Raw genomic sequence first — 21,041 nt, forward strand, 5'->3', positions numbered from 1 at the left:
CGCGCGCTGTCTCACCAGCCAGGTCATACCGCGACAACGATCACCACAGCAACCCGGCGATCTTCAAACCACCTCACGTGCGGAAAACGGGGCTAGCGGCGGCCCCGGGGAAGACGCGGCCCGGCCGGCGGGCGCCCCGGTCGGTGAGCGCTCCGGTCGGTGAGCGCTCCGGTCGGTGGGCGCCCCGGTCGGCGGGTCCCCCAGGAGCCGGCTAGCGGGTGCCCCAGGAGTAGGTCTGCTTGCGCAGCTTCAGGTAGACGAACGACTCGGTGGCGCGTACGGCGGGGATGGCGCGGATCTTGCTGAGGATCTCCAGCAGGTGCCCGTCGCCCTCGCAGACCACCTCCACGATCACGTCGAAGGAGCCCGCCGTGAGCACCACATAGTCGATCTCCTCGATGGCCGACAGCTCGTCGGCCACCGACTCCAGATCGCCCTCGCAGTTGACGCCGATCATGGCCTGCCGGGGGAAGCCCAGCGTGAGCGGGTCGGTCACCGCGACGATCTGCATGACGCCGGCGTCCTGGAGCCGCTGCACCCGCTGCCGCACCGCGGCCTCGGACAGGCCGACGGCCTTCCCGATCGCCGCGTACGGCTTACGCCCGTCGGCCTGGAGCTGTTCGATGATCTGCTTGGACAGGTCGTCGAGCACCACGGGGCCGGAATGGGCGTTGTTTCGGCGTACGCGCGGCGGCGTCGTCATCGAGAGGAATCCTCCTAGCGGTCCGGCGTTACGGGGGCGTTCCCGCTCGGTTGCCGTCCTGGTGCGACATGTTGTCAGTTCCTGGCGGTCTGTCAAGCGAATTCGTAGCAATTTGATATCTTCACCACGAAATCCCTTGTCCAGATGCAACTGCTCTGTCAGAGTCGCGGCATCTCAGCCACCTCACGAGGAGGTCATGACGTTGACCACCCGTCTGCAGAACTTCATCAACGGTGAGTTCGTGGACGCCAAGAGCGGCCGATTCTCCGACATCATCGATCCGTGCACGGGCGAGGCGTACGTCCAGGCGCCCGTGTCCGGTCAGGAGGACGTCGACGCCGCCTTCGCGGCCGCGGCCGCCGCGTTCGAGTCGTGGGGCAGGACCACCCCCGGTGAGCGGGCCAATCTGCTGCTCAAGGTCGCCGACGCGATCGAGGCGCGGGCCGACGAGATCAACGAGGCCGAGTGCCGCAACACCGGCAAGCCCCGCGCCCGCATGGCCGAGGACGAGACGCCGGTCGCCGCCGACCACTTCCGCTTCTTCGCCGGCGCGGCGCGCACGCTGGAGGGCCCCACGGCCGGGGAGTTCCTCGCCGAGCACACCAGCGTCATCAGGCACGAGCCGATCGGCGTCGTGGGCCAGGTGACGCCGTGGAACTACCCGATGATGATGGCGGTCTGGAAGATCGCCCCGGCGCTCGCGGCCGGCAACACCATCGTGCTCAAGCCGTCCGACACCACCCCGGTCTCCACGCTCAAGCTCGCCGAGATCCTCGGCTCGGTGCTGCCGGCCGGCGTCTTCAACGTCGTCACCGGCGACCGTGAGACCGGCGCGCTGGTCGTGGGCCACCCGACCGCGTCCATGGTGGCCATCACCGGCTCGGTCGGCGCGGGCATGTCGGTGGCCAGGAGCGCCGCCGACGACCTCAAGCGCGTGCACCTGGAGCTCGGCGGCAAGGCGCCGGTCGTGGTGTTCGAGGACGTCAAGGACCTGCGCAAGGCCGCCGCCGACATCGCCGGCGCCGGGCTCTACAACGCCGGCCAGGACTGCACGGCCGCCTGCCGGGTGCTGGTGCACGAGAGCGTGCACGACGAGTTCGTGGCCGCGCTCACCGAGGCCGCCGCCGGCACGGTCACCGGCGACCTGACCAATGAGGACGCCCTCTACGGCCCGCTCAACAACGAGAGCCAGCTCGCCAGGGTCCAGGGCTTCATCGACCGGGTCCCCGCGCACGCCAAGGTGCTCACGGGCGGTCACCGCGTGGGCGACAAGGGCTACTTCTTCGCCCCGACGGTCGTGGACGGGCTGCGGCAGGACGACGAGATGGTGCAGAACGAGGTCTTCGGCCCCGTGATCACCGTCCAGACGTTCGCCGACGAGGCCGACGCGCTGGCCAAGGCCAACGACGTCAGGTACGGCCTGAGCGCCTCGGTGTGGACCTCCGACCACGGCCGCGCGATGCGCATGTCGAACCGGCTCGACTTCGGCGTGGTCTGGGTCAACACGCACATCCCGTTCGTCTCGGAGATGCCGCACGGCGGCTTCAAGCACTCGGGGTACGGCAAGGACCTGTCGGTGTTCGGTCTGCACGACTACACCAGGGTCAAGCACGTCATGCACTACATCGGCGAATAAGGGCAAGGAACACACCTGGACATGACCGGGCTGAGTGCGATTGAGCTTGAGGACGTCGTCAAGGAGTATCACTCGCATGGCGAGGTCGTCCAGGCGGTCAAGGGCGTGACGCTGGACATCGCCGAGGGGGAGTTCTTCTCCCTCCTCGGCCCGTCCGGTTGCGGCAAGACCACCACCATGCGGATGATCGCGGGCTTCGAGGCGCCCTCCAAGGGCCTGGTGAGGCTGCACGGCCAGGACGTCACGAACGTCCCGCCGAACAAGCGCGACGTCAACATGGTCTTCCAGTCCTACGCGCTGTTCCCGCACATGAGCGTCTGGGACAACGTGGCCTTCGGGCTCAAGCAGCGCAAGACGCCGCAGGAGGAGATCAGGCGCCGGGTCGGCGAGATGCTGGAGATCGTCGACCTGGCCGGCCGCGACAAGCGCATGCCGCGCCAGATGTCCGGCGGCCAGCAGCAGCGGGTCGCGCTGGCCAGGGCGCTGGTCAACCGGCCGCGGGCGCTGCTGCTGGACGAGCCGCTGGGCGCGCTCGACCTCAAGCTGCGCCAGGCCATGCAGATCGAGCTCAAGCGCATCCAGCGCGAGGTCGGCATCACGTTCGTGTACGTCACGCACGACCAGAACGAGGCGCTGACCATGAGCGACCGCATCGCGGTCATGAACGACGGCCTGGTCGAGCAGCTCGCTGGGCCGCGCGAGATCTACGAGCGGCCCGCCACGCCCTTCGTGGCGGGCTTCATCGGCACCTCCAACCTGCTCACCGGCGCCGCGACCGGCGGGGAGCTGAAGATCGGCGGCGGGCGGGTGCTGGTGCCGGGGCACGACGGCGACGTGACGGTCACCGTCCGGCCGGAGAAGATCACGATCGGCACCGAGGAGCCCGGGCCGGGCCGCAGCGCCGTGCGGGGGACCGTGGCCGAAGTGGTGTATCTGGGGACGTATAACAGCTACGCGGTGAGTCTCGCCGACGGGGCTGAAATCACGGTTTTCCAGCAGAATGTGCACGACGCCACGGCCACGGCGGAGCGGGGCGACTCCGTATGGCTGTCGTGGCAGGCGCAGCACTCGTACGTGATTGGAAGTTGACAGCAGCTCATGAACCCCCTCATGCGTGGAATGACGCAGCCCCGCACCCGTCGTGACGTCTTCAGGCTGGCCGGCTTCTCCGCCGCCGGGCTCGCCCTGGCCGCCTGCGGCGTGCAGGGGCAGAAGGCGGCTCCGCCGAAGGCCGACGCCGTCGCCGACTACTGGGCCAAGCAGCGCAAGAACGGCAAGGTCGTCTTCGCCAACTGGCCCGAGTACATGCCCGAGGACAAGGGCCCGCTGGAGAAGTTCAAGCAGGACACCGGCATCGCGTACGAGTACAAAGAGGTCATCCAGGAGAACGCCGAGTTCTTCGGCAAGGCCGACCCCGTGCTGCGCGCCGGGCAGCCGCTGGGCTACGACATCGTCGTCATGACCAACGGCATCCAGCTCCAGCACATGATCGAGCTGGGCTACGCGGTGCCGCTCGACCACGCCAAGCTGCCGAACTTCCAGGCCAACGCCGGGCAGAAGTACAAGGAGCGGGCCTACGACCCGGGCAACAAGTACACCGTGCCCTACACCTCCGGCGTGACGGGCATCGCGTACAACACCGAGCTGGTCAAGGAGGAGATCACCAGCATCGAGTCGTTGTTCGACCCCAAGTACAAGGGGAAGGTCGGCATGATGGCCGACGCCCAGGAGATCGCGAACTTCGGCATGATCGCGCTGGGGGTCGACCCGGAGAAGTCCTCCGAGGCGGACTGGCGCAAGGCCGGGGAGAAGCTCAAGGCGCAGCGCGACGCGGGCATCGTCCGGAAATATTACGACCAGTCGTATATCGACGCGGTGGCCAAGGGCGACGTCTACCTGACCATGGCCTGGTCGGGCGACGTGTTCCAGCGGCAGCTCGCCGGCGAGCCGGTCAAGTTCGTGGTGCCCGCCGAGGGCGGCACGATCTGGACCGACAACATGCTCATCCCCAAGGGCGCGGCCAACCCGGTGGACGCGCTGATGCTGATGGACTACCTCTACCAGCCGGCCATCGCCGCCGAGCTGGACGAGTACATCCAGTACGTCACCCCGGTCCCCGCCGTGCAGGACCTGCTGCGCGAGAAGGCCAAGACCGCCAAGGGCGAGGACAAGAAGGCCCTGGAGGACATGGTGGACAGCCCGCTGATGTTCCCCAGCGAGAGCGACTACGCCAAGCTGCGCAACTACACCCCGCTCACCACGCAGCAGGAGCAGGTCTTCAACCCCATCTTCCAGTCCATCACCCAGGCGTAGCGATGCGGCGGCTCACCCCCTACCTGCTCGCGCTGCCGAGCTGGATGTGGCTGGCGATCTTCCTGGTCGTGCCCATGGTCGCGATGGCGTCGGTCTCGCTGCAGACCGGCAACGCCATCGACGGCTACGCCATGACGTTCAGCTTCTCCAACTACGGCGACGCGATCGGCCGCTACAGCACCCAGCTCCTGCGCTCGCTGCTCTACGGCGGGCTGGCCACCCTGGCCATGCTCGTGATCGGCTATCCGGTGGCGTACTGGATCGCCTTCAAGGGCGGCACGCGCAAGTCGATGTACCTGTTCCTGCTCCTGCTGCCGTTCTTCGTCTCCTTCGTGCTGCGCACGATCTCGTGGAACTTCCTGCTGTCGGACAACGGCATCCTGCTCGGCACGCTGAAGGGGTGGGGGCTGCTGCCGGCCGACTTCCACGTGCTGGCCACCACGTTCGCCGTGATCGGCGGGCTGACCTACAACTTCCTGCCGTTCATGATCCTGCCGATCTACGTGGCGCTGGAGCGGGTGGACCCGCGGGTGGTGGAGGCGGCCCAGGACCTGTACGCGACGCGGGCGGCGGCCTTCCGCCGGGTGGTGCTGCCGCTGTCGCTGCCGGGGGTGTTCGCCGGGGTGCTGATGACGTTCGTGCCGGCCACGGCCGACCCGATCAACGCGGCCATCCTCGGCGGCACCTCGAACACGATGATCGGCAACATCATCCAGACGGAATACCTCACCAACCTCGACTACCCGACCGCCTCCGCGCTGTCGTTCACGCTGATGGCGGTGCTGCTGGTCGGCATCTTCGTCTACGCCAGGGCGCTCGGGACCGAGAACGTGCTGGAGGCGGCGGCCCGATGAGAGGCACCAGAGCCGGCGACCGGCTGCTGCACATCTACACGTGGCTGATCATCGCCTGGCTGTCGTCGCCGATCGCCGTGATGATCCTGTTCGGGTTCAACGACAAGCAGAGCAAGTCCAACACCACCTGGCAGGGCTTCACCCTGCGCTGGTACGCCGAGCTGTTCGACATCCCCGACCTGACCACGGCGCTGGTCAACTCGCTGGTGATCGCGCTGGTCAGCACGGCCGTCACCGTCGCCATCGGGACCATGCTGGGGCTGGCGCTGGGCCGGCACCGCTTCCGCGGCAAGGGCGTGACGAACTTCCTGGTCTTCGCCGCCATCTCCACGCCCGAGCTGGTCATGGGGGCCTCGCTGCTGTCGTTGTTCGTCTCCGGCAACGTGCCGCGCGACGCCAACACGATCATCATCGCACACGTGCTGTTCTCGCTGGCGTTCGTGGTCGTCACGGTGCGGGCGCGGGTCGTCGGCCTGGACCCGTCGCTGGAGGAGGCGGCCAGGGACCTGGGCGCGACGGCCTGGGGCACGTTCCGGCAGGTGACGCTGCCGGCCATCATGCCGGGCGTGCTGGCGGGCGCGATGTTGTCGTTCGCGCTGTCCGTCGACGACTACGTGGTGACGAGCTTCGTCAACGGCTCGACCGTCACCTTCCCGCTGTGGATCGTCGGCGCGGTGAAGACCGGAATCCCGGCACAGGTCAACGTCATGGGTACGCTGATCTTCGGCATCGGGGTGCTGATCGCGATCGGCAACGCGGTCGCGGCGCGCCGCCGTGCCTGACAACGTTCAACCGGCTTCCCCTTCGCACGCCGCGGAGGGGTTTCACCTTGGCCAAGAACAGGGAGGCGAGATCGGACTCCGGCGGGGGGAACCCGCGCGGGTGATCACCTGATTGGTCCCGCAATCTTTGATAACTCAGACTTTCGTAAGGGAAGTGGGATTTGTGGATCCGCTGAAGGCGCTGGCTGACGCGGAGCGCAAGCCGTACTGGCTGGACAGCCCGGCCAGACCCGAGCCGCAGCCGCGGCTCTTCGGAAACACCACCGCCGACCTGGTCGTCGTCGGCGGCGGCTTCTCGGGGCTGTGGACGGCCCTGATGGCCAAGGAGCGCGACCCCTCGCTGGACGTCGTCCTGCTCGAAGGCCGCAGGATCGGCTGGGCGGCCACCGGCCGCAACGGCGGGTTCTGCATGGCGACCCTCACCCACGGCCTGGCCAACGGGCTGGAGCGGTGGCCGGAGGAGATCGACAAGCTCGAACGCATGGGCGTGGCCAACCTCGACGAGATCGAGCGCACGCTGGAGCGCTACGGCGTGGACTGCTCGTTCGAGCGCACCGGCGAGCTGCACGTGGCCACCGAGGAGTGGCAGCTCGACGGGCTCAACGAGCACCTCGACCTGATCTCCGACCTGGGGCTCGACTACCTGCCGCTGGATCGGGAGCAGGTGCGGGCCGAGGTGGACTCGCCGACCTACCTGGGCGGGCTCTGGGAGCGCAGCGGTTGCGCCATGCTCGACCCGGCGCGGCTGGCGTGGGGGCTGCGCGAGGCGTGCCTGAGCCTCGGCGTGCGCGTCCACGAGCGCACCCCGGTCCGCTCGCTGGCCGACGACGGCACGACGATCACCCTGCGCACGCCGCACGGCTCGGTGGGCGCGCGCCACGTGGCGCTGGGCACCGGGGTGTTCCCGCCGCTGCTGCGCCGGCTCAAGCACTTCGTGGTCCCGGTGTACGACTACGCGCTGATGACCGAGCCGCTCACCGGCGACCAGCTCGCCTCGGTGGGCTGGCGCAACAGGCAGGGCGTGGGCGACTCGGGCAACCGGTTCCACTACTACCGGCTGACCGACGACAACCGGATCCTGTGGGGCGGCTACGACGCCGTCTACTACAACGGGGGCCTGGTCAAGCCGGAGTACGACCAGCGCGACGAGACGTTCGTGACGCTCGCGCGGCACTTCTACGACACCTTCCCGCAGCTCGACGCGGTGCGCTTCACCCACAGGTGGGGCGGCGTGATCGACACCTGCAGCCGCTTCAGCGCCTTCTACGGTCAGGCGCACGGCGGCCGGCTGGCCTACGCGGCCGGCTACACCGGGATGGGCGTCGGCGCCACCCGGTTCGGCGCCAACGTCATGCTGGACCTGCTGTCGGGCGAGCCCACCGACCGCACCGAGCTGCGCATGGTAAAGGAGAAGCCGATCCCGTTCCCGCCCGAGCCGATGCGCTCCGGGGTGATCCAGTTCACCCGCTGGTCGATCGCCCAGGCCGACCAGCACCAGGGCAAACGCAACCTGTGGCTGCGCGCGCTCGACCGGATGGGGCTGGGGTTCGATTCCTAGCGCACACTTGTGCCTATGAGAGTCGAATTCGTGGCAGACGGTCTCACGCTGGCCGGCGACCTGCGGGTGCCGGACGGCGTGGGGCCGTGGCCCGGGCTGGTGTTCACCGGGCCGTTCACCGGGGTGCGCGACCAGGTGACCGGGCTCTACGCGGCGCGGCTGGCCGAGCGGGGCTACGTCACGCTGGCCTTCGACCACCGCAACTGGGGTGAGTCCGGCGGGGAGCCGCGGCACCACGAGGACCCGCAGGGCAAGCTGCACGACCTGCGGGCGGCGGTGTCGTTCCTGCGGTCGCGGGCCGAGGTGGACGCCGGGCGGATCGGGGCGGTGGGCATCTGCCTCGGCGCGGGGTACGCGCTGAGGTTCGCCGCCTTCGACCCCCGGGTGCGGGTGTTCGCGGGGATCGCGGGGGCGTACAACAATCCGTACGCGATGCGCGCCGCGGACCTGACGCCGTACGTCGAGGCGCTGGAGCGGCAGGACCGGGGCGGGCCCGTCGAATACCTGCCGGCCGTCGCCGAGCAGGGGGAGGCGGCGATGCCGGGCGACGAGCCGTGGGCCTACTACGGCACCGGGCGGGGCGCCGGGGCGGCCTGGGCGAACGAGGTGACCCGGGCCAGCGTGCTCGAACTGCTCACGATGGACAACATGATGGGCAGCGACTTCCTGTCGCCGAAGCCGGCGCTGATCGTGCACGGCGTCGTCGACCGCTACTGCTCGCCGGAGGGGGCCGAGGAGGTGTTCAGGCGGCTCGACCGGCCCAAGAAGATCGTCTGGGTGGACGCCAAGCAGCACATCGACCTCTACGACCGCGAGCCGTACGTCACGCAGGCGGTTGACGCCACCGCCGACTTCCTCGCCGAACACCTCTGACTCCGGGCGTCTCGCCTGCCTGAGGCGCGCAGGCAAGGTCGTGCCGGAGGCGCGCAGGCAAGGTCGTGCCGGAGGCGCGCAGGCAAGGTCGTGCTGAAGGTCTGACCAGGAAAACGCCTGGTGTGATGGGCCCGCGGGCCGGGCCGGGCATGTTCCGTACGACCCCCGACGAGATCACGGGGGGTGGGCGCGTGCGCACGAGGTGGGTGGCCTGGACGGGGCTGGCGCTCATGGCCGGCTGCGGGGCCGGGCGGGCGCCGGTCGCGCCGGTGGCGGTGGAGGCGCCGGTCAAGGTCGCGCGGTGCCTGCTGAAGTATCGGGACGACCGGGCGGCGAGCCGGGCCAGGGCCCGGCTCGAACGCGACATCGCCCGCTACGCGCGGGGCCGGCCGGGCCGGGTCGTCTACGGGGCGCTGGACCTGGTGAGCGGGGTCAGGCTGGGGCACGGCGAGCACGAGCACGACATGATCACCGCCAGCGGGGCCAAGGTGGACATCCTGGCCGCGCTGCTCCTGCGCCGGGACGGCCGCCTGGACGGCGACGAGCGGGACCTGGCCGCGCGCATGATCAAGGAGAGCGACAACAGCGCGGCCGACGCCCTGTGGTCGCGGGTCGGCGGCGGCGGGGCCATGAGCGACTTCTACCGCAGGATCGGGTTGCGGGAGACCACGCCGGGGCCCAGCTCGTTCTGGGGCGGCACCAACACCAGCCCCGCCGACCGCATCCGCCTGCTGAAGGCGCTGATCAAGGGGGCCGGCGGGGCGAAGGGGCTGACGGCCGCCGACCGGGGGCTGGTGCTCGGGCTGATGGGCAAGGTGCAGCCGGACCAGGCGTGGGGCGTCAGCGCGGCCGCCCGGCCGGGGGATCGGGTGGCGCTGAAGAACGGGTGGACGCCGCGGCCGTTCATCCAGAACACGTGGGCCGTGACGAGTTACGGCCGGATCGCCGGGCCCGGGCGGGACCTGCTGCTGTCGGTGCAGACGGACCGGCAGCCGGGCGAGGGGACGGGCGTCCAGACCATCGAGGGCATCGCCAGGATGATCGGCGCGCGCCTCGACGGCCTGTCCCCGGTGACCACCCGCCCCTGCCCGACCAACCCGATCGCCTGACCTCTCCCCGCCGGCCCGCGCCGGGCCGGCCCGAGGCGGGGGCTCACTGGTGTGCGGCGGCGAGGACGTCCTCGGGGATGACCTTCGGCACGCCGCGCAGCCCCACCAGCGCGAGCACCGCCACCACGGCCAGCAGGCCCGCCGTGACGAGCGAGGTGAGCTGCATGCCCTCCATGAAGGCCGCCTGCGCCGCCCGTACGAGCTCGCCCGCCTGCTCGGCGGGCAGCGCGGCGGCCTGGTCCAGGGCGCCGGCCAGCGACTCCCGGGCGGGCAGGTCCGCCACCCCGGCGGGCAGCTCCAGGCCGGCCCGGTAGGCGCTGGTCAGCACCGTGCCCAGGATCGCGATGCCGAGCGCCCCGCCCAGCTCGAACGCCGTCTCCGACACCGCGGCGGCGGCCCCCGCACGCTGCCGCGGCGCCGTGGCCAGCACGTTGTCGTTGTTGACGGTGAAGGCGAAACCGACGCCCATGCCCTGGATCACCATGACGGGGAGCAGCGCGAGGTAGTTCAGCTCGGTGCCGAGCGTGGCGTAGTAGAGGAACGCGGCGGCGTTCATGGCCAGGCCGAGCGCGACCACGCCGTTCCTGCCGACGAGGTGGATGAGCCGGGCGGCGAGGACGCCGCCCACCGCGCCGGCCAGGCCGCCGGGGAGCTGGGCCAGCCCCGCCTGCAGCGGCGACCAGCCGAGCACGAGCTGGAGGTACCAGGCGAACATCAGCATCATGGCCGACATGGCGAAGATCGCCAGCAGGTTCGTCAGGATGGACGCGCTGAACGCCCTGCGCGCGAAGAGCCGCACGTCGATCAGCGGCTCGGGCAGCCGCGTCTGCCGCCACACGAACAGCGCCGGCAGCACGACCCCCGCCACGCCCGCGCCCAGGACGTCGGCGTGCTCGACGCCCTTGTGCGCGGCCTCCTTGATCGCGTAGATGGCGGTCACGATGCCGCCGAACGAGAGCACGACGCTGATCAGGTCGATCCGGCCCGCGTGCGGGTTGCGCGACTCGGGCAGCACCAGGGCGCCGGCGACGAGCACCAGCGCCATGATCGGCACGTTGATCAGGAAGACCGAGCCCCACCAGAAGTGGTCGAGCAGCAGGCCGCCGACGACCGGGCCGACCGCGAACCCGGCGGCGCTCATCCCGCTCCAGACGCCGATGGCCGCGGTCCGCTCGCCGGGCTCGGTGAACACGTTGCGGATGATCGACAGGGTCGAGGGCATGATCGTGGCGCCGGCCACGCCGAGCAGCGCCCTGGCGGCGATCAGCAGCTCGGGGGTGGGCGCGTACGCGGTGACCACGGAGGCGGCGCCGAACGCGGCAGCGCCGATCAGCAGCAGGCGCTTGCGGCCGATGCGGTCGCCGAGGTTGCCCATGGTGACGAGCAGGCCGGCCAGGGCGAAGCCGTACATGTCGCCGATCCACAGCAGTTGCGTGGAGGTCGCGCCGAGGTCGGCCACCAGCCGGGGCAGGGCCAGGTGCAGGACCGTGAGGTCGAGGGAGAGCAGGAGGGTGGCCAGGCAGGCGATGGCCAGACAGGACCATTTGTTCTTCATGCCGCCCACTCTCGGGAGGGCGGCTGACGGCGGGCCTACCGTTCGCTGACGGTCCGTCCGGCCCGTCCTTCGCCGGTCCCCTGCCCGCCGGCCGTGCCGGCGGCCTGGGCCAGGGCGGCGTCGATGCGGCTGCGGGTGTCCTCGGTGCTGTACCAGCTGCCGGGGCACACCTCGCGGGCCCGGAGCAGCAGGGGGCGGGCCGCGCCGGGGTCGCCGCGCTCCAGCTCCACCTCGCCCAGGCCGAGCCAGGCCCAGGCCAGGGTCTCCATGAGGCCGTGGCGGCGCGACAGCTCGGCCGCCCGCGTGTAGTCGGCCCGCGCGCCCTCCGCGTCGTCCAGGCGGAGCCGGGCGTCGGCCCGCCGGCACAGCCCCTCGCAGATCTCGGTGGTCGAGCCCAGCAGCCGGGCCAGCTCCAGCGCCTCCTCCGCCAGCGCGTGCGCGGCGTGGTAGTCGCCCTGCAACTGGCGCAGGGACCCGAGCCCGGACAGCACCAGCACCCGGCCCCACCGCTCCCCGATGGCCTTGAACGCGGCCAGGCTCAGCTCGAAGTGGACCAGCGCCTCGTCGATCCGGCCGAGCACCTGCAGCACGAACGCCTGACCGCAGTACGACAGCGCCATCATCCACGGCGGGAGGTCCGCGGGCCGCTGCAGGAGCAGCTGGTAGGTGGCCTGGAAGCTGGCGGGCGGCCCGGTGAACATCGACAGCAGCATCATCAGGAACTCCACCCGCCGGGGCAGGTAGTTGATCGGCATCAGCCGGCGCACCTCGTCCAGCCGGGCGTTCAGGGTCTCGTCCGTGCCGCCGGTCCAGGCCGTGATGAGCACGCACATGACGTACTCCTCGTCGAGGCCGGGGATGCGCGTGTCGCCGAGCGCGTCCAGCACCCCGGCGGCCAGGCTCGCGCTGGTGACGCGCCGCCCGCGCATCCACCAGTAGCAGGCGCTGTGGGCCACGAGCCGCAGGCCCAGGTCGAGCCGCCCGGACTCGATCGCCCAGCGGACCGCCGCGTCGAGGTCGCCGCTCTCCTCGTCGAGCCTGGCCAGCCACTCCAGCTGCTCGGCGGTGCGCAGCCGGGGGTCGGCGGCCATCATCAGGTCGAGGTGGTAGCGGGCGTGCGCGTCGCGGAGGTCGTCCTTCTCGCCCGACTCCGCCAGCCGCTCCAGGCAGAACGCCCTGATCGTCTCCAGCATGCGAAAGCGCCCGTCCACGAACTCGACCAGCGACTTCTCCGCCAGCGAGAACAGCACCTCCTCCGGCAGCCCGCACACCCGCTCGGCCGCCTCCGGCCGGGCGCCGCCCACGAACACGCTCAGCCGCCTGGCCATCCGCTGCTCGTCCTCGTCCAGCAGGTCCCAGCTCCAGGCGACCACGGCGTGCAGCGTCTGGTGGCGCGGCAGCGCCGTACGGCTGCCGCGCGTCAGCAGCCGGAACCGGTCCTCCAGCCGGGCGGCGACGTCGGCGACCGACAGCGTGCGCAGCCGCGCCGCGGCCAGCTCGATGGCCAGCGGCAGCCCGTCGAGCGCGCGGCAGATGTGCACGAGGTGCGCGGCGGTGGCGGCGTCCACCTCGAAGCCGGGCCGGACGGCGGCGGCCCGGTCGGCGAACAGCCGCACGGCCGGGTAGTCCAGCGGGTTGTCCGCCTCCGGCGGCGGCAGCCGCAGCGGCGCCACGGGCAGGATCGACTCGCCGGTGATGCCCAGCGCCTCCCGGCCCGTCACCAGCACGCGCAGGCCGGGGCAGCCGGCCAGCAACTGGTCGGCCAGCTCGGCCGTGGCCGCGACGAGGTGCTCGCAGTTGTCCAGGACCAGCAGCAGCTCGCGCTCGGCGAGCGCGGCGATCAGCCGGGTGGCCGGGGCGACGACGACCTGCTCGGTGGTGGGCCGTACGGCGTCGCGGATGCCGAGCGCGGCCAGCACGGCCTGCGGCACGCCGTCGCCGTCGGAGACGGGCGCGAGCGGCACGAAGCACACGTCGCCCGGCTCCCGCGCGGCCCGCTCGATCGCCAGCCGCGTCTTGCCCGCGCCGCCGGGGCCGATCAGCGTGACGAGCCTGCCCTCGCGGAGCCTGGCGTCGAGCCGCGCGAGGTCCTCCGCGCGGCCCACGAAGCTGGTGAGCTGCGCCCGCAACCCCTGCCTGACCGCCCGCGGCGCCGCCTCCCGCCCGGCCTCGCCGTCGTGCCCGCCCCCCGGCAGGTGGGCGGCGCCCAGGGCGGGGTCGGCGCGGAGCACGGCCAGATGGGCGGCGGCCAGCTCGGCCCCCGGCTCCACGCCCAGCTCCTCGTCCAGCAGCTTCCTGGTCTCCTCGTAGACGGTCAGCGCCTCGGCCTGGCGGCCGCTGCCGTACAGGGCGCGCATGAGCTGGGCGCGCAGCCGCTCGCGCAGCGGGTGCGCGGCGGTGAGCTGGCTCAGCTCGGCCACCAGCTCCCGGTGCCTGCCCAGGTCGAGGTCCGCCTGCACGCGGTCCTCGGTGGCGGTCAGCCGCAGCTCCTCCAGCGCCGCCGCGGCGGCCTCGGCGTGCGGCGCGTCGGCCAGCGGCGCGCCGCGCCACAACTCCAGCGCCTCGCGCAGCAGCGCCGCCGCCCGCGCCGGGTCGCCGCCGGCCAGCGCCTGCGCGCCGGCCCTGGCCAGCAGCTCGAACCGGCGGGCGTCCACGTCCTGCGGCTGCGCGACCAGCCGGTATCCGGCCGGGTGGAACTCCACCAGGTCCCGGCCCAGCACCCGGCGCAGCCGGGACACCTGCGACTGCAGCGCGTTGGCCACGCCTTCCGGGGGCCTGGGGCCGTACATGCCGGACACGAGCTGCTCGGCGCCGACGACGTGGCCGGCGTGCAGGGCGAGCAGTGTCAGCAGCGCGCGTACGCGCGGGCCGCCGAGCGGGACCCGCTCGCCGTCCTCGTCCAGCACGTTGGTGGGCCCGAGGATCTGGAAGCGCATACCACGATTATCGTGGCAGCCTGGCGACGATCTGCGCATATGTCGGCGTCTGCGGGGCGGGTTCGCCGCGTGCGGCCAGCACCGTGCCCAGCGCCGCACCCAGCGCGGCCCGATAGAGCAGCGAGCCGGTGCTCACCCTGGCCACCCCCGCCTCGGCCAGCCGCGCGAGACCGGGGCCGCCGGGGGAGTAGAGCACGTTGAGCGGCAGCGGCGTGCTCGCGACCACCTCGGCGATCTCGCCCGGATCGCTCAGACCCGGCACGAAGATCCCGTCCGCGTGGCCGTAGGCGCGCACCCGCTCGATCGTGTCGTCGCCGGTCTTGAGCCAGTACGTGTCCGTGCGCGCGTTGACGAACACCCCGTGCCCCGTGGCGGCCTCGATGATCCGCTGCTGCAGCCCGATGGGGCGCAGCGTGCCGTCGGGCCGGCCGTCCTCCAGGTTCACCCCCGCCACTCCCAGCGCGGCCAGGCTCGCCACCAGGTCGGACACCTCGCCGGGATCGTCGCTGAACCCGCCCTCGATGTCCACGGTGACCAGCACGCCCAGCCCGCACATGGCCTCGGCCAGCTCGATCGTCTCGGCCCTGGTGGCGCCGGCCGCGTCGGGCCTGCCGTGCACGGCCGCCACGCCCAGGCTGGTGGTGCCGATCGCCGGGAACCCGTGCGCGGCCAGGTAGGCCGCCGAGCCGTAGTCCCAGGCGTTGGGCAGCAGCAGCGGGTCGCCGGGGCGGTGCAGGTCGCGGAGGCTCATCGCAGCAGTCCTTCCAGTACGCCGGCGGCCAGCGCGAGCGCGTGGGCGGGAGCGGGGCAGGGGCGTACGCCGTGACCGAAGGTCAGGTGCGGGGCGTGGCCGCGCGTGGTGTCGAACACCTCGGGATCGGGGAACACGCCGGGGTCGCGGTTGGCGGCCACCAGGTCGATCGTCACCTCGTCGCCGGTGTGCGCGTCGAGCCTGCGGGTGACCTTGAGCGGCGGGTCCTGCCTGAGCGTCTCACACAGCAGCGCGTCGATGTCGTCCCCCGGCTCGGCATGCCCGAGCGCGGTCTCGATCAGCGCTTCCGTCGCGGCGTGGGCCTGGAGGAGCAGCGTGATCACCGGGAGGGAGGCCGTCTTCAGCAGTTCGGCGACGGCGGCGTCGGCCCGCGGGCTCTCCTCGCCCGACAGGTAGCCGGCCGCGGCGTCGGCGACCGCGCGCGTGTCGGGCACTCCGAGTGCGGCTCCGAGCACGGCCGTGGGCACCCCCCGCCACTCGCCGCGCCGTTCCCCGGCCGCGGCGTCGCTCACCTCTCCGCTCGCGCTCCCGGCGGGTTCTCCGGCGGGTTCTCCGGTGGCTTGTCCGGTGGCTTGTCCGGTGGCTTGTCCGGTGGCTCGTCCGGTGGCTCGTCTGGTGGCCTCTCTGGCCGCCGCTCGCAGCTCGGCGGGGTCCAGCCCGCTCAGCAGCTCGACCAGCTCCCCGCGCCGCCGCGCGTGCGTCTCTCCGGTGCTGAACCGCGACACCCGGGCGCGCAGCCAGGCCAGCGTCCCCTCCTCGCCGTCCTGTCGTACGGGCGGCGGCACGTACCGGGGGTCGGAGAGCACCGCCCGGGCCTCTGCATGGCGTGTGATGAGCATGGGTTCACGCTAGGGCGCACTCCTTTCGCCGGCGGTCGAAGTGTGGCCTCAGGCGGCCAGCTGCTCCGGCTCCCCGGCCTCGTCCCGCCGCTGCCGTCCCGCCCCGGCGCCGGCCTGCTCCGGCGGCGCGACCGCGGCCGTGGCGGTGCCCCTGCCCGCGACCGCGACCAGTGCCATGGCGACGAGCAGCGCCATCTCGCCCACCACCACGGCGCGCTCCAGCAGCCCGTAGTAGCCGGCCCCGTTGATCAGCGGCGAGGTGAAGGAGGCCGGGTGGGCGGCCAGGTAGACGGCCAGCGCCACGGCGGAGGCCATGCTCATGGCGCGCACCGCGTTCCACCCGGGGGTGGCCCGCCTGCCCCGGGCCAGGACCCACCCGGCGACCGGCAGCGAGGTGAACACGAGGGCCGCCGACCAGCGGTGGATCTCGCCGGAGAGCGTGCCGATCTGCGAGGTGCCCGGATCGGTGGGGAAGACCGCGCTCATCATCAGCCCGGCGGCCCCGGCCAGCAGCAGCACCCGGGCGGCCGCGGTGCGCGCCGGCTCGGTGGCGGCCAGCCCGTACGCCAGACACAGGCAGGCCCCCGCCAGGGCCAGCATCCCGACCAGCACGGGCACCAGCCCGCCGGAGACCAGCGCGTAGTCGCTGAGCAGCACCTGCGTGGGGAGCGCGAGATCCGCGTACGCCAGCGCGCAGGCCGACACCAGCGTGCCGATCACGGTCGCCCAGACGCTCTGCGCGGGAGTCATCGCCCCACCTCATCGTAGATCCGCTCGAACCGGGCGAGCGAGGACTGGTCGTCGTGCGTGAGGGCCAGTTCCCTGCTGGCCTTGCCGAGCCGGGCCCGCAGGACGTCGTCGGCCAGGATGGCCGTCAGGTGGCGGGCCAGCGAGACGACGTCGCCGGGCTGGTACAGGTAGCCGTTCTCCTCCACCAGGTGCGGCAGCGCCATCGCGTCGGCGGCCACCACGGGCAGCCCCGAGGCCATCGCCTCCAGCGTCGCGATGCTCTGCAGCTCGGCGATGCCCGGCATGGCGAACACGTCGGCGGCGGCGAACGCCTGCGGCATGTCCGCGTCGGGCACGAAGCCGAGGAAGAACAGCCGCTCGCTCACTCCGATGCGCCTGGCCAGCTTCTCCAGCTCGTCGCGCTGGTTGCCCTTGCCGACCAGCGCCACCTGCGCGTCGGTCCCGTTGAGCACCAGCGGCAGCGCGCGGATGATCTCGTCCAGCCGCTTCTCCTCGTCCAGGCGGCCGACGAACAGGATCGTGGGCCGGTCGGGCAGGCCGAACATCTTGCGCGCCCACGCCTTCGGCTCGGCGCGCGGGTGGAACCGGGTCAGGTCGATGCCGCAGGACACCGGCTCGACCTCACGCGCGAAACCCTGGTCGGCCAGGAGCTTGGCGGCCAGCGGGGTGGGCGTGGTGATGTGGTCGGCCCGGCTGAAGATCCGGCTGAAGTCGCGCCAGGCCAGCCGGCCGGCCTTGATCCGCAGCCGTTCGGGGATGTGGGCGAACTGGAAGAGGTTGTCGGGCATGAAGTGGTTGGTGGCGACGATCGGCACCCCGGCGCGCCGGGCGGCGGCGATGGCGGCCCGGCCGACCACGAAGTGGCCCTGGGTGTGCAGCACGTCCGGCTTGATGGCGCCGATCAGCCGGTCCAGCCGGGTCGGCACCGTGACGCGCATGGTCGGGTGCACCAGCAGCGGCGCCGAGCGCAGCCGGTGCACGACGACGCCGTCCACCACGTCGGCGCTGGCTGGGCCCGCCTCCGACTGGCAGACCACGTGCACCTCGTTGCCGCGCGCGGCCAGGCCCGTGGCCAGGCGGTGGGTGAAGTAGGCGGCGCCGTTCACGTCCGGCGGATAGGTGTCGGACGAGATCAGGACCCGGCGGGGACGCTGCGGGGCGGGGGAGAGGGTGGCGACGTCGGGGACGGTGTGCAGGGGCATGGCCATGGAAGTGAGCTCCTCGTTCGGTACGGCTTGGGGAGAGCCGGGGGACGGAATTCGGTCGGGCAGGTCGGGCAGGTCGGGCAGGTCGGGGCGGGCCGGGCAGGTCGGGTGAAGGCGTCAGGCGGGGTCGCGGTGGGCCTCCAGCGGGCTCGTCCGCGCCAGGGCGACGGTGCCCGCGGCGGTCAGCAGGGCCGCCACGACCGGGAGCACCCCGGTCGGCAGCGGCTCGCCGAGCAGCAGCGCGCCGAACGCCACCGCGGTCAGCGGGTCGGCGATCTGCAACGAGGCGAAGGAGACGCCGAAGTGGCCGACGGCGTACGCGCGCTGCAACATCACCAGCGCCAGCAGCGCGGGGACCGGCAGCGCCAGCAGGTACCACCAGTTCCAGGCGCCGTCCACGAGCACGCGCATGAGCGTGGCCGTGGCGCCGTACAGCACGCCCGAGCTGGTCGCCAGCAGCGCCGCCCGGCCCGCGGGCGAGACCGCCTTCGAGCCGGCCCACAGCAGCACCGCCGCCACGCCGGCCACGCCCAGCAGCGTGAGCACGCCGTTCGGGCTGAGCACGGTGGGGCCGTGGGACTCGGGGACCAGCAGCACCAGCCCGATCAGCCCGGCCGCCACCACCCCGGCGGCCGCCAGCTCCTTGCGCGACGGCCTGCGGCCGTGCAGCGTGGCGGCCAGCGGCAGCGCGAACAGCAGGCTGGCCACGCCCATCGGCTGGACGATGGTCAGCGGGCCGAGGCCGAGCGCGACGATGTGCAGGCCGCCACCCGCCAGGATGGACACGCCGCCCAGCAGCCAGCGCGGCCGGCGGAGCAGGGCGAGCATCCCCGGCTTGGCGGAGCCGGCCGCCTCGAACTGCTGCAGCGCGGCCCCGAGCGCGAAGAACAGCGAACCGACCAGGGCGATCACCGCGGCCAGCACAGTCATGCGCACTCCTTTCAGACGGATGGTTGCCAGGCAGGGTCAAACGGACGTGTCCGCAGGAAGGCGTTCCGGGGAAGCCTTGATGGCGCGCCGCTTCCTGACCCAGCGCACGATCTCCACCACGGCGGTGACGGACAGCGCGATGCCCAGGCCGAGCAGCAGGCCCTTGATGGGGTCGTTCTCGAAGGCCATCCCGCCGAAGAAGCCGATCAGCCCGGAGTACACCCCCCACGAGGAGGCGGCGATCGCGTCGAAGAAGCTGAACGAGCGCAGCGGGTAGCGCACCGCGCCCATGGTCAGCGTGGTCGCGGTCCGCCCGCCGGGGATGTACCTGGCCACGACCAGGACGAGCCCGCCCCGCTCCGCCAGCGCGCCCCTGGCCCAGACGAAGGCCTTCTTCTCCCGCAGCCGCCCGGCCGACTTCTTGCCGATCAGATAGGAGATGTGGTCCCCGCTGAACGCGCCCAGCGCCGCCACCAGGATGACCAGGGCCAGGTTCGTCTCGCCCGTGGCGGCGAACACCCCCGCGGTGATGACCGACGTCTCGGCGGGCACGACGGGGAAGAACCCGTCGAGCAGCGCCAGGGCGAACAGCGCCAGGTACAACCACGGCGACGACATCACCTGTTGGACCAGGTCGAGGATGGCGTGCGACATGAGCGTGTACTCCGATCTTTTAGGGCACCCACACAGCGTGTCGGTGTGGCATGGCCGGGGACATCGGGGATGCCCCCGGTCGTACGCGGCCCTTTCCCCGACGCGGGTCAGGGCCGGTACCCCATGAAGGTAGAAACTCCGCAGGTCACGGCACATCGGACGATCGGCACGCGTCACCCCCTACTTTCGTCGGGGGCGGGCCTGCGACCTCCTGCTGACACCTTCGATCCAACCGATTCGCGCGGGCGGAATCAGGAGTGGAGGTAGGCGGATTCAAGGTGGGGTTAGCCCCACCGGGACGGTGGCCGGCGCCCTACCCCGACTTTCGTCGGGGTCGCCGCCTGACTTCGGACGGCACCCCCGGTCCGGCGCTGCGGCTAACGTCGGTCCGGTGAAGCGTTTTCGCCGGGACAGCCGCCGCCAGGTGGTCTATGACCTGCTGCTCTGGGCCGGGTTGTGCATCTTCATCGCCGCGATGGGGCCCGACCCGTTCCGGGACCCGGCCGGGTTCGGCATGGTGACGGGGCCCAGGATGGTGCTGGCCGCGGCGGCCGTGCTCGTCGGCCGCCGCCGGCCGCTGGCCGCCCTGGTGCTGCTGCTGCCGATGGGGCCGTGGCGGTTCACCGAGGGGTTCGCCACCGTCGACCTGACCTGGTTGCTGCCCAGGCGCAACGTCAAGATCTTCCCGCTGCTGCCGACGACGCCGTTCATCATCTGGTACGCGTACCTGACCGGGCGGCGGCTGCTCCGGACGCTTCCCGCGCTGGTGACGTTCGGGCTGATCTCGCTCGTCGGCGTGGCCGTGGTGCTGGCCCTGGGCGGTGACCTGGGCCTGTGGGTGTCCATGCTGACCGCGCTGGTCGGCACCTATCTCGTGCCCTACCTGCTGGGGCTGCTGCGCCGCAAGCTGCTGCAGCAGCGGCGGCAGACCCGGCTGTCGGCCGAGGCGCAGGCCAGGCTGCGCGAGAGGGCCAGGATCGCCCGCGACATGCACGACTCGCTCGGCCACGACCTGGCCCTCATCGCCGTCCGGGCCGCCGGCCTCGAACTCTCCCCGGGGCTCGCCCCGGCCCAGGTCAAGGCGGCCGGCGAGCTGCGCGTCGCGGCGGCCGACGCCACCGAGCGGCTGCGCCAGATCATCGGGCTGCTGCGCGAGGACGCCGACGCCGCGCCGCTGTCACCGGTCGGCGAGGACGTCTCCGAGCTGGTGCGCCGCGCCGCCGACTCCGGCATGGCGATCACCCTGGACCTGGCGCCCGGCCCGGTGCCCGGCCTGGCGCGGGCCGTGGTGCAGGAGGGGCTGACGAACGCGGCCAAGCACGCCCCGGGGGCCGCGGTCGAGGTGTCGGTCTCGCCGCACCGCGTCCGCGTGCGGAACGGGCCCGCGCGCTCCCGGCCCACCGCCAGGACGGGCGGGCTGGGGCTGGCGGGCCTGCGCGAGCGCGTCCGGCTGGCGGGCGGCACGCTCTCCGCGGGCCCGGCCGGCGACGGCTTCGAGCTGACCGTGACCATCCCCCGCGAGGGGGAGGAGGATCCCCGCCCGTAGGGAGGGCGCCGGCCGCCCGGTCCGCG

At 72.2% G+C, this 21,041-nt stretch carries 18 protein-coding genes; 9 read left to right on the forward strand and 9 right to left on the reverse strand.

The features are described 5' to 3' along the window. Positions 1-211: 211 nt before the first annotated feature. Positions 212-703: an Lrp/AsnC family transcriptional regulator gene (locus tag IO39_RS38980; protein ID WP_043634969.1), complete on the reverse strand. Its 492-nt coding sequence runs from the start codon at positions 701-703 to the stop codon at positions 212-214. Between the two features lie 196 nt (positions 704-899). On the opposite strand from IO39_RS38980, the gene IO39_RS38985 reads away from it, so the two are divergent. The 8 genes from IO39_RS38985 to IO39_RS51415 all read left to right on the forward strand — a co-directional run bounded on the left by IO39_RS38985 (position 900) and on the right by IO39_RS51415 (position 9,828). Beyond that, entirely contained in the window at positions 900-2,339 is a 1,440-nt protein-coding gene (locus IO39_RS38985; RefSeq protein ID WP_043634972.1) for a gamma-aminobutyraldehyde dehydrogenase, read from the forward strand. A 21-nt stretch (positions 2,340-2,360) separates the two neighbouring features. After that, complete coding sequence (locus tag IO39_RS38990; RefSeq protein ID WP_043634974.1) at positions 2,361-3,428, forward strand: ABC transporter ATP-binding protein; 1,068 nt, start codon at positions 2,361-2,363, stop codon at positions 3,426-3,428. A gap of 21 nt (positions 3,429-3,449) precedes the next feature. Beyond that, positions 3,450-4,652 carry a polyamine ABC transporter substrate-binding protein gene (locus tag IO39_RS38995; protein WP_245642534.1) on the forward strand — a complete coding sequence of 401 codons (1,203 nt, stop codon included), beginning with the start codon at positions 3,450-3,452 and terminating at the stop codon, positions 4,650-4,652. Positions 4,653-4,654: 2 nt separating this feature from the next. Further along, positions 4,655-5,506, forward strand: a complete 852-nt coding sequence (locus IO39_RS39000) for an ABC transporter permease (RefSeq protein ID WP_043634980.1) — start codon at positions 4,655-4,657, stop codon at positions 5,504-5,506. Beyond that, entirely contained in the window at positions 5,503-6,288 is a 786-nt protein-coding gene (locus IO39_RS39005; RefSeq protein ID WP_043634984.1) for an ABC transporter permease, read from the forward strand. Before IO39_RS39000 ends, IO39_RS39005 begins: the two co-directional genes overlap by 4 nt. 163 nt (positions 6,289-6,451) lie before the next feature. After that, entirely contained in the window at positions 6,452-7,846 is a 1,395-nt protein-coding gene (locus tag IO39_RS39010; RefSeq protein ID WP_043634997.1) for an NAD(P)/FAD-dependent oxidoreductase, read from the forward strand. Positions 7,847-7,861: 15 nt separating this feature from the next. Further along, the gene (locus IO39_RS39015; protein WP_043635004.1) at positions 7,862-8,719 is read left to right on the forward strand and encodes an alpha/beta hydrolase; all 858 of its coding nucleotides are present in this window, start codon (positions 7,862-7,864) and stop codon (positions 8,717-8,719) included. 191 nt (positions 8,720-8,910) lie between these two features. Next, positions 8,911-9,828: a serine hydrolase gene (locus IO39_RS51415; RefSeq protein WP_169789194.1), complete on the forward strand. Its 918-nt coding sequence runs from the start codon at positions 8,911-8,913 to the stop codon at positions 9,826-9,828. A 43-nt stretch (positions 9,829-9,871) separates the two neighbouring features. Here the strand turns inward: IO39_RS51415 and IO39_RS39025 are convergent, their stop codons facing one another. The 8 genes from IO39_RS39025 to IO39_RS39060 all read right to left on the reverse strand — a co-directional run bounded on the left by IO39_RS39025 (position 9,872) and on the right by IO39_RS39060 (position 19,469). Further along, entirely contained in the window at positions 9,872-11,383 is a 1,512-nt protein-coding gene (locus tag IO39_RS39025; protein ID WP_043635078.1) for a DHA2 family efflux MFS transporter permease subunit, read from the reverse strand. A 35-nt stretch (positions 11,384-11,418) separates the two neighbouring features. After that, positions 11,419-14,319 (reverse strand): AfsR/SARP family transcriptional regulator, encoded by a 2,901-nt coding sequence (locus IO39_RS39030; protein ID WP_084774255.1) that lies wholly within the window; start codon positions 14,317-14,319, stop codon positions 11,419-11,421. Positions 14,320-14,326: 7 nt separating this feature from the next. After that, positions 14,327-15,070 carry an isocitrate lyase/PEP mutase family protein gene (locus IO39_RS39035; RefSeq protein ID WP_043635005.1) on the reverse strand — a complete coding sequence of 248 codons (744 nt, stop codon included), beginning with the start codon at positions 15,068-15,070 and terminating at the stop codon, positions 14,327-14,329. Beyond that, positions 15,067-15,930, reverse strand: a complete 864-nt coding sequence (locus tag IO39_RS39040) for a cytochrome P450 family protein (RefSeq protein ID WP_043635083.1) — start codon at positions 15,928-15,930, stop codon at positions 15,067-15,069. The genes IO39_RS39035 and IO39_RS39040 overlap by 4 nt, the downstream gene beginning before the upstream one ends. A 48-nt stretch (positions 15,931-15,978) precedes the next feature. Next, positions 15,979-16,680: a DUF998 domain-containing protein gene (locus IO39_RS51420; protein WP_052423931.1), complete on the reverse strand. Its 702-nt coding sequence runs from the start codon at positions 16,678-16,680 to the stop codon at positions 15,979-15,981. Further along, positions 16,677-17,888: a glycosyltransferase gene (locus tag IO39_RS39050; RefSeq protein ID WP_084774256.1), complete on the reverse strand. Its 1,212-nt coding sequence runs from the start codon at positions 17,886-17,888 to the stop codon at positions 16,677-16,679. The genes IO39_RS51420 and IO39_RS39050 overlap by 4 nt, the downstream gene beginning before the upstream one ends. 114 nt (positions 17,889-18,002) lie before the next feature. Continuing rightward, positions 18,003-18,815, reverse strand: a complete 813-nt coding sequence (locus IO39_RS39055) for a DMT family transporter (RefSeq protein WP_043635007.1) — start codon at positions 18,813-18,815, stop codon at positions 18,003-18,005. Between the two features lie 36 nt (positions 18,816-18,851). Continuing rightward, positions 18,852-19,469, reverse strand: a complete 618-nt coding sequence (locus IO39_RS39060; RefSeq protein WP_043635017.1) for a DedA family protein — start codon at positions 19,467-19,469, stop codon at positions 18,852-18,854. Positions 19,470-19,860: 391 nt separating this feature from the next. On the opposite strand from IO39_RS39060, the gene IO39_RS39065 reads away from it, so the two are divergent. Beyond that, on the forward strand, positions 19,861-21,015 hold the full coding sequence (locus IO39_RS39065) for a sensor histidine kinase (RefSeq protein WP_157549560.1): 1,155 nt from the start codon (positions 19,861-19,863) through the stop codon (positions 21,013-21,015). The last annotated feature ends 26 nt before the right edge of the window (positions 21,016-21,041 follow it).

The sequence above is a fragment of the Nonomuraea candida genome (genome assembly GCF_000725485.1).
GTDB lineage: Bacteria > Actinomycetota > Actinomycetes > Streptosporangiales > Streptosporangiaceae > Nonomuraea > Nonomuraea candida.